Annotated in this window: 13 protein-coding genes and 2 pseudogenes; 13 read left to right on the top strand and 2 right to left on the bottom strand. The window is 61.9% G+C overall.

What is annotated here, in order from left to right; translation table 11 throughout:
• Positions 1 to 194, bottom strand: a pseudogene (locus tag WA989_RS08880) (NADPH:quinone oxidoreductase family protein); the annotation flags it as partial.
• A gap of 124 nt (positions 195 to 318) precedes the next feature.
• Between WA989_RS08880 and WA989_RS08875 the strand changes: the two are divergent.
• Genes WA989_RS08875 through WA989_RS08860 form a run of 4 tightly spaced genes read left to right on the top strand, consistent with a single transcriptional unit; the run spans position 319 to position 2,398 of the window.
• A complete protein-coding gene (locus WA989_RS08875; RefSeq protein ID WP_424340144.1) occupies positions 319 to 1,191 on the top strand; it encodes an isoaspartyl peptidase/L-asparaginase family protein in 873 nt (290 codons plus the stop codon).
• On the top strand, positions 1,188 to 1,535 hold the full coding sequence (locus tag WA989_RS08870) for a hypothetical protein (protein ID WP_424340143.1): 348 nt from the start codon (positions 1,188 to 1,190) through the stop codon (positions 1,533 to 1,535). The genes WA989_RS08875 and WA989_RS08870 overlap by 4 nt, the downstream gene beginning before the upstream one ends.
• The gene (locus WA989_RS08865; RefSeq protein WP_424340142.1) at positions 1,535 to 2,017 is read left to right on the top strand and encodes an RNA methyltransferase; all 483 of its coding nucleotides are present in this window, start codon (positions 1,535 to 1,537) and stop codon (positions 2,015 to 2,017) included. Before WA989_RS08870 ends, WA989_RS08865 begins: the two co-directional genes overlap by 1 nt.
• A 3-nt stretch (positions 2,018 to 2,020) precedes the next feature.
• Complete coding sequence (locus tag WA989_RS08860; protein WP_424340141.1) at positions 2,021 to 2,398, top strand: hypothetical protein; 378 nt, start codon at positions 2,021 to 2,023, stop codon at positions 2,396 to 2,398.
• A gap of 377 nt (positions 2,399 to 2,775) precedes the next feature.
• Here the strand turns inward: WA989_RS08860 and WA989_RS08855 are convergent, their stop codons facing one another.
• The gene (locus WA989_RS08855; protein WP_424340140.1) at positions 2,776 to 3,543 is read right to left on the bottom strand and encodes a LytTR family DNA-binding domain-containing protein; all 768 of its coding nucleotides are present in this window, start codon (positions 3,541 to 3,543) and stop codon (positions 2,776 to 2,778) included.
• 165 nt (positions 3,544 to 3,708) lie between these two features.
• Here WA989_RS08855 and WA989_RS08850 point away from each other — a divergent pair, with 165 nt between their 5' ends.
• From WA989_RS08850 to WA989_RS08810, 9 genes and pseudogenes are all read left to right on the top strand, one after another.
• Entirely contained in the window at positions 3,709 to 4,131 is a 423-nt protein-coding gene (locus WA989_RS08850; RefSeq protein ID WP_424340139.1) for a DUF2141 domain-containing protein, read from the top strand.
• 36 nt (positions 4,132 to 4,167) lie between these two features.
• Positions 4,168 to 5,643 carry a carotenoid oxygenase family protein gene (locus tag WA989_RS08845; RefSeq protein ID WP_424340138.1) on the top strand — a complete coding sequence of 492 codons (1,476 nt, stop codon included), beginning with the start codon at positions 4,168 to 4,170 and terminating at the stop codon, positions 5,641 to 5,643.
• A 16-nt stretch (positions 5,644 to 5,659) separates the two neighbouring features.
• Positions 5,660 to 6,211: a DUF2306 domain-containing protein gene (locus WA989_RS08840; protein WP_424340137.1), complete on the top strand. Its 552-nt coding sequence runs from the start codon at positions 5,660 to 5,662 to the stop codon at positions 6,209 to 6,211.
• Positions 6,212 to 6,377: 166 nt separating this feature from the next.
• Complete coding sequence (locus WA989_RS08835) at positions 6,378 to 7,568, top strand: alkaline phosphatase D family protein (protein ID WP_424340136.1); 1,191 nt, start codon at positions 6,378 to 6,380, stop codon at positions 7,566 to 7,568.
• 48 nt (positions 7,569 to 7,616) lie between these two features.
• Entirely contained in the window at positions 7,617 to 8,852 is a 1,236-nt protein-coding gene (locus tag WA989_RS08830) for an MFS transporter (protein WP_424340135.1), read from the top strand.
• A gap of 129 nt (positions 8,853 to 8,981) precedes the next feature.
• Positions 8,982 to 10,175: an ADP-forming succinate--CoA ligase subunit beta gene (sucC, locus tag WA989_RS08825; protein ID WP_424340134.1), complete on the top strand. Its 1,194-nt coding sequence runs from the start codon at positions 8,982 to 8,984 to the stop codon at positions 10,173 to 10,175.
• Positions 10,176 to 10,186: 11 nt separating this feature from the next.
• A complete protein-coding gene (locus WA989_RS08820) occupies positions 10,187 to 10,792 on the top strand; it encodes a hypothetical protein (RefSeq protein WP_424340133.1) in 606 nt (201 codons plus the stop codon).
• Positions 10,789 to 11,751 carry a hypothetical protein gene (locus WA989_RS08815; RefSeq protein ID WP_424340132.1) on the top strand — a complete coding sequence of 321 codons (963 nt, stop codon included), beginning with the start codon at positions 10,789 to 10,791 and terminating at the stop codon, positions 11,749 to 11,751. The genes WA989_RS08820 and WA989_RS08815 overlap by 4 nt, the downstream gene beginning before the upstream one ends.
• A 106-nt stretch (positions 11,752 to 11,857) precedes the next feature.
• A pseudogene (locus tag WA989_RS08810) lies at positions 11,858 to 12,044 on the top strand (succinate--CoA ligase subunit alpha); the annotation flags it as partial.

The raw sequence follows: 12,044 nt of genomic DNA, 5'->3' as shown, positions 1-12,044 counted from the left end.
ATCTCGCCGCCCGAGCTGAAGGGGCGCTCTGGTTTGAACTGGTATTTGTCCTGGATGATCAGGACGTCCGGATAATTCACGCCGACGGCTTTGACAGAGATCACCACATCACCTTCGCCGGGTTCAGGGCTCGGGACATCCTCGAGGACGAGGGCTTCGGGGCCGGCTGGGGTCTTGGACAGAAGGGCTTTCATGGGCGTGTTCCTCTTGCACTTTATGCTGTGTATCTACATTGACGGGCCGAACCTATCGGTGGCACCGCCCCCTGTGAAGCGCTTCCGCGGGGATAATCGCGCACGGTCTTGGAGAATTGTTCGAATGGCGAAAAGCTGGGCTCTTGCGATACATGGCGGCGCCGGACCGCTGCGCCCGCGTGATCATGGCGCGGCCGAGACACATATGGCCGGGCTGCTGCGCGAAGGCGAAACGCGGCTGGCGCGCGGCGATGGGGCGCTCGATGTGGTGCACAAGCTGACAATGGCGCTGGAAGATTGCGGGCATCATATTGCCGGGCGCGGCTCGTCGCCGAATGCGATCGGGCAGTGGGAGCTCGATGCCGCGATCATGGACGGTCGGTCCCGGAATGCCGGGGCGGTGGCGTCTCTGAGGGGGTTCAAGAGCCCTGTGACGGCAGCGCGGCTCGTGATGGAGCAGACGCCGCATGTGCTGATCGTCGGCAAGGGCGCGGCGATGATCGCGCGCAAGCACAAGCTCGACCGGGTGCACAGCCCGAAGAATTATTACAGGCCGGCGGTCAGCATCCCTGTGAAGAAGGGCGAGCTCGCGCATGGCACGGTCGGCGTTGTGGCGCTCGATGTGGAGGGGCGGCTGGCGGCGGCGACCTCGACGGGCGGGCTGCTCGGCAAGACGCCGGGACGGGTCGGCGATACGCCGATCATTGGCGCCGGCATCTGGGCCGATGAGCGGGTGGCGGTGTGCTGTACGGGGCAGGGCGAATATTTCCTGCGCACAAATGCGGCGGCTGACGTCTCGTCCCGCGTGCGCTATGGCAAGCAGGGGCTGAAAGCGGCGGCCGAGGGCTCGCTTGAGGATCTCAACCTGCTCGGCGGCGATGGCGGCATGATCACGATGGACGTGCTCGGCCATGTCGAGATGCCGTTCAATGCAGAGACGATGAAGCGCGGCGTCGTGACGAGCGCCGGGCGGTTTGAAGTGGCGACAATGCGATGACGACCCATGATGTGATCTTCTTTATCGCCGGCCTGGTTGTGGCCTTTGCGTTCGCGCTGTCGGTCCAGATGCGCATCCTGTCGGGCATCGCACTGAAGCGGGCGGCGAAAGCGAAATTCTCCGGCCTGGACGAGGCGGCGGCGCGCCAATCTGTCGTGCTGGCCGTGAATGGCGGACCGACGCTGGACGCGGCCGGTGAGACCGGCGAGGCGGGGCGCTATCTCGCGGCGGAATATCCCCGCGCGATCAGCCATATCCGCTTTGCGAGAAAGGGAACGGCCGTGTTTGCGGTGCTGTTGCTCGGCGTGATCGCGGCCTGGAGGTTTACCGGAGGCGGGGGCTGATGCGGGGCTATTTCGCGATTGGCGCCGAAGGCATTTCCAAGGCGATGAATCTGGGCGCCCTGATGCGCACGGCCAACGCGTTCGGCGCAAGTTTCGTCTATTCGGTGGGCGCCGAGCCAAAGCTCAAACTTGCCTACAAGGCCGACACGTCAAAGACGTTTGAGAGCGTGCCTTATTATCAGTGGGACACGATCGACGACATGGCGCTGCCCAAGGGCTGCCAGCTGGTCGGTATCGAACTGACCGATGACGCCGTGGAGCTGCCTGAGTTCAAACACCCCAAGGCGGCGGCCTATGTTCTGGGGCGTGAGCGCGGCGATCTTTCGCCTGAGATGCTCGCGCGGTGCGATCATGTGGTAAAGATCCCGACCAAGTTCTGCATCAATGTGAGCCTCGCCGGCGCGCTTGTGATGTATGACCGGGTGCTCTCTATGGGGACATTCAGGGACCGGCCTGTCATGCCGGGTGGGCCGAAGGGGTAGGGCATGAAAACGCTGATTGCCGTCTTGTTGGTCCAGTCTTTGGCCGCTGCAGCGAGCGCCAATCCGCGAAGCTGTTTCAAGTATGACGCGTTCCCATCTTTCGGCGAACTCAGCCTGATGGAGATCGGTGAAAGCGCTGTCGCAGGCCATTACTACATCGAATTTCATGGACCGATCATATTCAGCGGCACCTTCAGGGGTGTCCAAACCGAGTTCGGCTGGCGGGTTGAGAGCTGCGAAGACGGAGAGCCGGGTCGGTCGAGCCCGCAGCAGGTCGATATCATCAAATTTGCGGACGGTCGCGTTAAGCTCCATGGGATGCGTCTGGAGCGCGTGGACTGCGATGAGATTACTCTAAGCGACCGTATTCGCTCCGGCTGAGCCCGGGACCCGTCGAAATCAGGTCGTACATAGATGCACGAGGCCCCGGCCTTCGCCGGGGAGATCGGTGGATGAATTGTTGGGGGAAGGCGGACCTAGCCGTTATAGATCGAGCCGGCTGGCGCGAAGGCCATGACGAGCATGATCGCGGCAAGGCTGCCGAGGACGACGAGGCTGATGCCTTTTGCAAAGATGTTCGTCGTATTCATGGTCTTCCGTCCTGCTCTTGTGGTCTCTTCCTGAGACCTGTTGTCTTTGATACCCGCCATGTAGGGAGTATCTGCTGCAAGAAACATGCTTATGCCGGAATAGGTTCCATGCGGGGCCGGAATGGGGCGGTTTTCGGGCAGTTAAGAAAGTCTAAATTTCAGAACGCACTAGTGGACGAGGCCCGCCTCTTTTACGTCACTCTGATAGGAGCGCGAGACCGGCACATCTTCGCCGGAGTGCAGTTTCAGGGTGATTCGCCCGCCCTCGCGCGCGCTGTCTGCGATGCCTTTTCGGGACACCCACCAGGAGCGATGGACGCGCAATCCGTCGACGCTGGCCAGCTCCCGCTCGACATCGGCAAGCCGTATCAGGATGAGTTCGCTGCCGAGGCTGGTATGCACCCGGCAGTAATGGTCTTCGGAGGAGACGGCGTAGAGGTCCGAGGTGCGGTATCTGACAGGCAGCCGCTCGAGAAAGGCATCGACGGCGGCGCGGTCATTCGACTCTGTCACGAAGTCCGGGCCGTCTGAATTGAAGGCGTGCGACAGGGTATAGCCGAGCAGCGTCATCGCGACGGTGATCACCAGAACATAAAAATAGAGCATCCAGACCGGCTGTGGTCCGATATTCACATAACCGGCCGAGACGGCCGCAACGCCATAAAGTGCGGCCGTCACGCCGACGGCCGTGAGCAGTGACACGACGATGATCATGATCCAGTCCGGCCCGTCCGGCCAGAGCTTGTAAAACCCCCAGACGAAGACTTCGCCGAACACCGATCCGACCATGATCAGGGAGAACCAGAAGGCGAACACAACGCCAAAGGGCGCATCTTCCGTGGCGCCATAGGGGCGCAGAAAGGCCAGAAAGAGGGCGACCCCGGTCAGGATCAGGGTGTCACGGCCCCGTTTTTTCCAGTCAATCGCGATACGCACGTTGAAGCGCCCCTGTCATTCACGTTTCGCGAATGACATTGGCCGCATTTCGCGAAGGATTCCAGTCGGTTTGCGCAATTGAAGTCGCGGCCCAAACGGCATGACGGCAATCTCCTTGGTGCCGGGCCCAACAAGGCCTGCTGACATCAAATCAAGGAGATACACATGACCAAGACTTCGCTTCTGATCGCCGCTTCTGCCTGCGCCGCCCTTCTGGCCCCTGTTGCCCAGGCGGCCCCGCTGACCGTGACGCTGACCAATATAGAGGCCCAGACCGGCGAAATCCGTCTCGGTGTGTTCGACGCTGAGGGCTATGAGACGGGCACGGCCGCCAGCGGCGCAAACGTCGCCGCCAATGCTGAGACCGTCAGCGTGACCATAGAGGGTCTGGCGCCCGGCCAGTATGGCATCAAGCTCTATCACGACGTGAATGGCGACGGTGAAATGAACACCAACCCGTTCGGCATGCCGATCGAGCCCTTTGCGTTTTCGAACAATGCGAAGGGCCGGTTCGGCCCGGCCAAATGGGACGCGGCCCGGTTTGACGTGACCGAGGACGGCGCTGCCCAGACCATCGCCATCAACTAGACGCGCCAGTTTTTCTCTCCCCAAAGGACTTCTGACATGACCCAATTGTCCCGCCGCCACTTTCTGACTGCAGGCGCTGCCGGTACGGCCGTCTTCGGCCTTGGCCTCGCGCCTGCCTTTGGCGAAACGTCCGCCCTGCCCGACTGGCATCTCGGCTATCGCACAGCGCCAGCGGGCGGGTTCGATCCGGCGCCGCTACGGCTTGTCCATGGCCGCGTGCCGGCCGGTCTTGACGGTACGCTCTACCGCAATGGCCCGGCGCAGTTCCTGTATGGCAAGGATGATTATGCCAGCCACTGGTTTGACGGCGACGGCATGGTCCAGCGTATCGCGATTGCTGATGGGCAGGCGGTGCATTCCGGGCGGTTTGTTGAGACGGTGAAACGCCGGATCGAGCAGACTGAAAGCCGCTTCATGGCGCCCGGCTTTGGCACGATGGGCGACCCTGACTTTCCGGTGATGGGCCCGGATGATGTGAACGCGGCCAACACGTCCGTCATCGTCATCAATGGGGAGCTTCATGCCCTGTGGGAGGCAGGCTCCGCGATTGCGATGGACGCGGAGACACTCGAGACGAAAGGGGCGAAAGCCTGGCGCGATGATTTGGCGGGAATGCCCTTTCTCGCCCACCCGAAGACAGAGCCGGATGGCACGGTCTGGAATTTGGCGGTCAGCGGACCGAATGTCGGGGTCTACCGGATCGGCAGCGATGGGGCGCTGAAATCCTTCCAATTGCTGAACATCGGCACCGCGGCCTATATCCATGACTGGGCGATGACGGATCGCCATCTCGTCATCATGGTGCAGCCCTGGATCAATGAAGCCCTGCGCCCGCCTGTCGTCGAAGGCTTTGAGTGGCGCCCTGAGGACGGCTTCAAATTCCTGATCGTCGACAAGGATGATTTCTCGAAGACCCGCTGGGCGCAGGGGCCGGCCCGTGCCTTCTCTCATACCGGTGCGGCCTGGGAGGACAGCGATGGCACGATCCGCCTCGATGCGGCCCTCTACAAGGAACCTGTGCTCGGCGTTGGCGGCGGCGTGGATGAGATCCGCGGCAAGATGCCGGCCAGCAACGATCAGTTTACCAGCGACCTGACCCAGATCGTCATTCCGCCGAGCGGCGACGCCAGATTTCTGGAAACCGGCATTGACGGGGAATTCCCGCAGGTCGATCCGCGCCGGCATGGCCTGCCGCGCCGCCTGACCGCGCTGGTAACGGGACAGGCGCCCAACCGCCCCGGCCCGACCGCGCTCAGCGTCCATGACTGGGATAGCGGGCGGACCGACACATTCGAGTTCGGCGCGAGCCGGATCGTCGAGGAGTTCCTCTTCGTGCCGAAACCCGGCGGAGAGGGCGAAGCCGATAGCTGGCTCATCGGCCCTGTGCTGAATCTCAAGACCGGCACCAGCGATGTCTGCGTGTTTGATGCGGCGCATGTGTCTGATGGGCCGGTCTGTATCTGGCGCGCTGACCGGGCCTGGCCGCTCGGCTTTCACGGCACCTGGGCCTGAGACGGGAGTTAGACAGATGAACCGCACAACCGCTTCCTCCCCGAAACCCCGGATGTTCAATCTACCGGTCACCAAGCCGAAACATGGCGTGGTGATTGGCGTGGCCCTGGCCATCTATGCCGGGCTTAGCGCTTTCATCCTGGTCCAGTCCGGCTCGGTGCCGCGCTTCCGGATTGATATGTCGCTCCTTCTGAAGGCGAGCACGGCGATCCAGGTGCATGTCGCCGCCGCTCTGACGACGCTTGGCATCGGCATCTTTCTCCTGCTCGCGCCGAAGGGCTTCCGGATGCACAAGACATTGGGCTGGATATGGGTCGTCTCAATGGTAGTGACAGCCGGGTCGAGTTTCCTGATCACCGGCATCTTCCAGTCCACCTACAGCCCGATCCATGCGCTCTCGGCCTGGACAATGATCAGCCTTCCATTCGGCATTGCTGCAGTGAAGCGCCGGGAGATCAAGAAGCACCGCGAGACAATGACCGGCATGTTTGTCGGCGGGATGGTGATCGCCGGCCTGTTCTCGCTCTTGCCCGGACGCCTGCTCTGGCACGTCTTCTTTGCGGTGTAAGGGCTATCCCGGCCCTGTCCGCCACAAGGCCGCAGGCTTAACGCTTCTTTCAAAGACAAGCCGCAGTCGCGGCGTCTGATGGAGCGGCAATACGCAAATCATCCTTTGCCTTGAGGGCGGCGCTCTGCATAAGTGTAGGCGCGTCCAACACACCAGGAGGGTTTTCATGAAAATTCGGGCATTTGCAGCGCTTGGCGCTCTGACACTCGCCTCATGTGTCACACAGGAAGGCGAGGCGGTGTTCCCGAATTTGTTCGAACCGGCGCCCGAAACAGCGGTCGAGGCGCTTAATCGGTATTATGAGGATTATCCAGAGAGCAAGCTGCCGCGCGCGCCTGAAGGTGTGCCGCTTCCAGCAGAGACAGCGGTGATCGACCGCATCCTTGTTGCCTCCTGCAATGATGAGGAACTCGACAGTCCGACGCTGGCCCAGCTCGCCGAGGAAGAGGCCGACCTGTTCCTGATGATCGGCGATAATGTCTATGGCGACCGGGACGGGCGCGATTACGCCAACAACCAGCCCGAACTCGAAGAGGTGCGCGAGAGCTTTGCAGACCTCGCCGACCGGGCGGAATTCCAGGAGGTGCGGGCGAAGTTCCCGATGATGGTCGCCTGGGACGATCATGATTATGGCGCCAATGATGCCGGGCGCAATTTCCCGTTCAAAAATCTTGCAGAGCGCATCCATGAGACCTTCTGGGGCCTTGAGGACCAGGATGTCGGCCAGTGGCCGGGTACCTATTATGCGCGTAGCTTCGGCCCGGAAGGCCAGCGTGTGCAGGTCATCATGCTGGACACGCGCTTCTTCCGCTCCGCCCTGACCAAGACCGATGAGTATGGCGCAGAGGGCAAGGAGCGCTACATGCCGGCGCCGGACGGAAGCTATCAGGACATGCTCGGTTCGGCCCAGTGGACCTGGCTGCAGAACCGGCTGCAGGACCCGGCCGATATCCGCCTGGTCGTCTCGTCCATTCAGGTGATGCCGACCGTGCATGGCTGGGAAGCCTGGTCGACCATGCCGGCAGAGCGCGAGCGCCTGTTCGACATGGTCGAGAAGACCGGCGCTGAGGGCGTCGTGTTCCTCTCCGGCGACCGGCATACCGGCTTTATCTATGAAGAGCGGGACGTGTTGCCCTATGCGGCTAATGAGCTGACGGCTTCCTCTCTCAATCTCTCTTTCGCCACCGAAAGCGCAGAGCGCGATCCGCGCCAGATCGGCACGGCCTTCCCGCTTGAGAATTACGGCGTCGTGGAGATCGACTGGGACGCAGAAAAAATCTCGCTCGTCCTGAAGGACAGCGACGGACAGACCGCACGGCGCAATGATATTGCGTTTTCCGAGATCGGGGTTGATTAAGCCCGCTGGATGAGGAGGGCGATACGGTTTTCCCGGTCGCCGTGAACCATGGCTGATTATCGCAATGTCTGGGCCCTGATTGCCGCAGCCGCTTTCCTTCAGCTGGGCGGCGGTATCCTCGGCGTGGTCACGCCTCTGGGGCTTGAGACACTGGGTGTCAGCCCGGCGCTGATCGGTGCCATTGCGGCAGGCCATGCGGTCGGCTTCATGGCGGGCGCCTATACGGCCAGCAATGCGGTCATCCTGTTCGGCAATATTCGCGTCTTCTCGGCCGCGGCGGCGGTCTGCGCGGCGAGTGTCCTGTGCATGCAGCTGGCGCTCGATCCGATTGGCTGGACGGTGATCCGGATCGTTCAGGGCGCAGCCTTCGCCTGGATGTTCTCCGCAATCGAGTCCTGGCTCGGCGCGACGGTGTCTGCGAAAAGCCGGGGCAGTGTCAGTGGCTTCTATCATCTGATCGCCAAGATCGCGCTGGTGCTCGGCCCGTTCTTTGTCGCCGGCCTCGCGCCGATTGATTTCAGGCCGTATCTCTGGGGCGGGATCTTCCTCTGCCTGTCGCTGCTGCCGGTCTGCCTGACGCGGCGCGGCGAGCCGCCTGCGCCAAGTTCCGAACCCTTCCCGCTCTCACGCCTGTTCGAGCTAGCGCCCGCCGCCGTGATTGCTGTCTTCGTGGCCGGCATCGTCAATAGCGGCACCATGGCGCTGTTGCCGATCTATGCCGGCGTGGCGCTACCGGATGTGCCGGGCGGAGCCACCGGCGCGGCTGCCATGGCGGCGGCGGCAGCCTGGACAGGCGGGCTGATCACACAATGGCCCGCGGGCCGGATCTCCGACGTGATCGACCGTCGCATTGTCATCGCGTTCATGGCAGGTTTGGCCGGCTCAGCCGCTCTGGTGCTCGGCCTCTTTCCAGGGCTTGAGACGCGTTACATCCTGCTCGCGCTCGGCGTCTGGGGCGCAGGATCGCTGTCCTTTTACGGGATTGGCGTGGCGCATGCGATCGACCGGGCCGAGACCGGGCAGATTTCGCGCATCATGTCGGGGCTGCTTTTCGTCTGGGCGCTCGGCTCAGTGATCGGGCCGCCTTTGTCCGGTCTCGCCTTCCGGCTGCCCTTTACGCAGGGCGGCCTGTTCCTGCTGGCGGCGATCATGTCCGGCGTGCTGAGCTTTTCCATGCTGTGGCGCCGTGCGGCGCGGCAAGATGTACCCAAGGAAGCCCAGGAACCCTGGAAAATTACCCTGCCATCGACGGCGGAAGCCGTTGAGATCGATCCGCGGACCTAGCAGATTTAGGTGGGTCCATTCGGCGGACTCATCCGGTTGTATCTACAGCTGCGGATGATATAAGGCGACGAGTTTTCCAAGGGGCAGTCTTGCCCCCCACGCCGATGATCCAAAGAGGCTATCTTCTCCATGAACATACACGAATACCAGGCCAAGGCCGTCCTGAAATCCTATGGTGCCCCTGTTGCAGAGGGCGTGCCGGTCCTCTCGCTCGATGATGTCCAGAAGGCGGTCGAAACGCTGCCGGGGCCGCTCTGGGTGGTGAAGAGCCAGATCCATGCGGGCGGACGCGGCAAGGGCAAGTTCGTGGAAAGCGAAGCGGGCGAAAAGGGCGGTGTGCGCCTCGCCTTCAACAAGGACGACGTTCACAAATTCGCTGAGCAGATGCTCGGCAATCACCTCGTCACGGCTCAGACCGGCCAGGACGGCAAACAGGTCAACCGTCTCTATATTGAAGACGGCGCCGACATTGACCGCGAGCTTTACCTCTCCATCCTGGTCGACCGCGCGTCCGGCAAGCCGGCCTTTGTGGTGTCCACCGAAGGCGGCATGGACATTGAAGCGGTCGCTGACGAGACACCGGACAAGATCCTCACCCTGCCGATCGACCCGATCGCCGGCGTGACGGACAAGGATTCAGAGAAGCTCTGCGACGCACTGAAGCTTGACGGCGATGCGCGCACAGACGGCATTAAACTCTTCCCGACGCTCTACAAGGCGTTCACCGAGAAGGACATGTCGATGCTTGAGATCAACCCGCTCATCGTCATGGAAGACGGCCATCTGCGCGTCCTCGACGCGAAGGTTTCGTTCGACGGCAATGCGCTATTCCGCCATCCCGAGATCATGGCGCTGCGCGACGAGACCGAGGAGGACGCCAAGGAGCTTCAGGCATCGAAGTTCGACCTCAACTATATCGCTCTGGACGGAGAGATCGGCTGCATGGTCAACGGCGCGGGCCTCGCCATGGCGACGATGGACATCATCAAGCTCTATGGCGAAGAGCCGGCGAACTTCTGTGATGTTGGCGGCGGCGCCGACAAGGAGAAAGTGGCGGCGGCCTTCAAGATCATCATGAAGGACCCGAACGTCAAGGGCATCCTGGTCAACATCTTCGGCGGCATCATGAAGTGCGACGTCATCGCCGAGGGCGTGATCGCGGCCGTGAAAGAGACCAATCTGTCGGTGCCGCTGGTCGTTCGCCTCGAAGGCACGAATGTCGACGAAGGCAAGGCCATCATCAAGAATTCCGGCCTCAACGTGATCCCGGCCGATGATCTCGACGATGCGGCGAAGAAGATTACGGATGCCGTGAAGGGGTAGGTTTCTGCCAGATGGTATCTGCCCGTTCATTCTGCCTCGCACTGACCTCAGCAGCCTTGCTCGCGCTTGGTGCGTGCGGCGGTGCTGAGTCAGGCCTTGATCCAACGCTTGGAGAGAGCCTGCCCGAGGTCGAGCAGGATGGCTCGATGGTGAAGGAGTTTATCGCGATCTGCGGCGACATCGTCATTGATGAGATGGCACCGGCAAGCGCCCTTGAGGGGTTTGACTGGGAGCAGCCTGTCGGCGCCACTATGGCGCAGATGGCGGCGATTGGCGGATTTGCGGCTGAAAAGTCGGAGGCGGCGTTGAGCCTGCAGGTCATGCCGGTCGATTTTCCTCACCTCCAGGGGGTCAATTGCACGATTTCGACAATGGACCCGATGACGGTCGACATGGCCTCGCTCGACCCATTTGAATCGCTTGAGGGTTTTGATGGCGGTGTCCGCATGGTCGGCGCCGGCAGAGATCGCACGGAACTTGGCCGCTATAGCGGTGTTGCCCGCGACGGCGCTGTCGTCACGATCAATGCCATGCGGTTTGAAGACGGACGGTTCATGACGCTGTCCATGTCGAAATCCAAACCGGTCGACCCTGCCGGGTCAGAGGACCGCCCATGAATCACTGCCTTGCACATGTCGGGATGAACAAGGCTGGGTCGACGACGATCCAGGAATGGCTGCGCGCGAACCGTGATGAGCTGCGCCAGCAATACATCGTCTATGATCCGCTTGAGGATGGGCCGCCCGACACGCTGACCCATGATTTCGGCTTTGCCGCGATTGGCCTGACGAACCGCCGGCTTTCGGCCCCGGCGCGGGCGCGGTTCAAGATCGAGACGCCGGAGGACCACCGCGAGAAGCGGGAAGAGTTCATGCGCCGGGCTGACGCCTCCATCGAGGCGGCGGGCGAGCGGCTTTACGTTATTTCCAGCGAGCGGCTTCAGGGCTGGCTGATCAATGATGAAGAGCTGACGCGCTTTGCAGACTGGCTGTCAGCGCGCTTCGGCAAGGTGGAATATGTCATCTATGCCCGCGACCAGTTGGACTGGTATGCCTCTGCCTATGCGCAGGCGATAAAGACCGGGCTGGCCCTGACGCTTGAGACTTTCATGAGCCGTCACCCGCTTATTGATTATGCGGCGATGGCCGAGCGCTGGGCCGGCGTGGCCGAGCCGGGCTGTGTGACGGTGCGCCTGCTGGAACGCGATTCGCTTTCAGGTGGCAGTCTGATTCCCGATTTCGCAGACCTGATCGGCGCCAATCCGGGCGGCATGGCAGACCTGCCCCGCCAGAACCTGTCGATGACGGCCGAGGCGATTGGCGAAATGGCTGAGCTCAATGCGCGGGTCGAGGCCGATCCGGCGCTGGCAAACGACCCGGCCATCAAGGCAGAGCGTCAGGAGCTGATCAAGACGGTCGACGGCCCGCCCTTCAAGCTGCCGCAAGCGGTTGCACTTGACATTGCGCGCCGTCATGCCGCCAGCAATGAAAAGCTGCGCCAGACCTATTTCCCGGACAGGGAGGCGCTTTTTGCAAAGTCCCATACCGTGCTTCAGGAAAGCGAAGGCGCGGCATGAGCAAAGCAGGGCGCAGTACGAGTTTTAGCGGGCAGTCGCCCGGATTTGAAAGTTGAGCAGAGCCGGCCCCGCCGGTGGAACAAAGATACGTAACAGGAAGCAGTGAATGTCCATTCTCATCGACAAGAACACCAAAATCATCGTCCAGGGCCTGACCGGTAATACCGGCTCGTTCCACACCAATCAGGCGCTGGACTATTACGGCACCCAGATGGTCGCCGGCACCCATCCGAAGAAGGCTGGCCAGACCTGGAAAGCTGATAATGGCGCCGAACTGCCGATCTATGCCAATG

Origin of the sequence: Henriciella sp. (assembly GCF_049649345.1) — a bacterium.
Taxonomy (GTDB): Bacteria; Pseudomonadota; Alphaproteobacteria; order Caulobacterales; family Hyphomonadaceae; genus Henriciella.
The sequence above is the reverse complement of the archived record's forward strand: the minus strand, read 5'-3'. Positions and strand labels throughout refer to the sequence as shown.

Coding starts and splice junctions, on each gene's coding strand:
- WA989_RS08840 (WP_424340137.1), top strand. CDS start 5,660: ATGAACCGCACAACCGCTTCCTCCCCGAAACCCCGGATGTTCAATCTA.
- WA989_RS08850 (WP_424340139.1), top strand. CDS start 3,709: ATGACCAAGACTTCGCTTCTGATCGCCGCTTCTGCCTGCGCCGCCCTT.
- WA989_RS08870 (WP_424340143.1), top strand. CDS start 1,188: ATGACGACCCATGATGTGATCTTCTTTATCGCCGGCCTGGTTGTGGCC.
- sucC (WP_424340134.1), top strand. CDS start 8,982: ATGAACATACACGAATACCAGGCCAAGGCCGTCCTGAAATCCTATGGT.
- WA989_RS08875 (WP_424340144.1), top strand. CDS start 319: ATGGCGAAAAGCTGGGCTCTTGCGATACATGGCGGCGCCGGACCGCTG.
- WA989_RS08865 (WP_424340142.1), top strand. CDS start 1,535: ATGCGGGGCTATTTCGCGATTGGCGCCGAAGGCATTTCCAAGGCGATG.
- WA989_RS08860 (WP_424340141.1), top strand. CDS start 2,021: ATGAAAACGCTGATTGCCGTCTTGTTGGTCCAGTCTTTGGCCGCTGCA.
- WA989_RS08835 (WP_424340136.1), top strand. CDS start 6,378: ATGAAAATTCGGGCATTTGCAGCGCTTGGCGCTCTGACACTCGCCTCA.
- WA989_RS08845 (WP_424340138.1), top strand. CDS start 4,168: ATGACCCAATTGTCCCGCCGCCACTTTCTGACTGCAGGCGCTGCCGGT.
- WA989_RS08815 (WP_424340132.1), top strand. CDS start 10,789: ATGAATCACTGCCTTGCACATGTCGGGATGAACAAGGCTGGGTCGACG.
- WA989_RS08830 (WP_424340135.1), top strand. CDS start 7,617: ATGGCTGATTATCGCAATGTCTGGGCCCTGATTGCCGCAGCCGCTTTC.
- WA989_RS08820 (WP_424340133.1), top strand. CDS start 10,187: ATGGTATCTGCCCGTTCATTCTGCCTCGCACTGACCTCAGCAGCCTTG.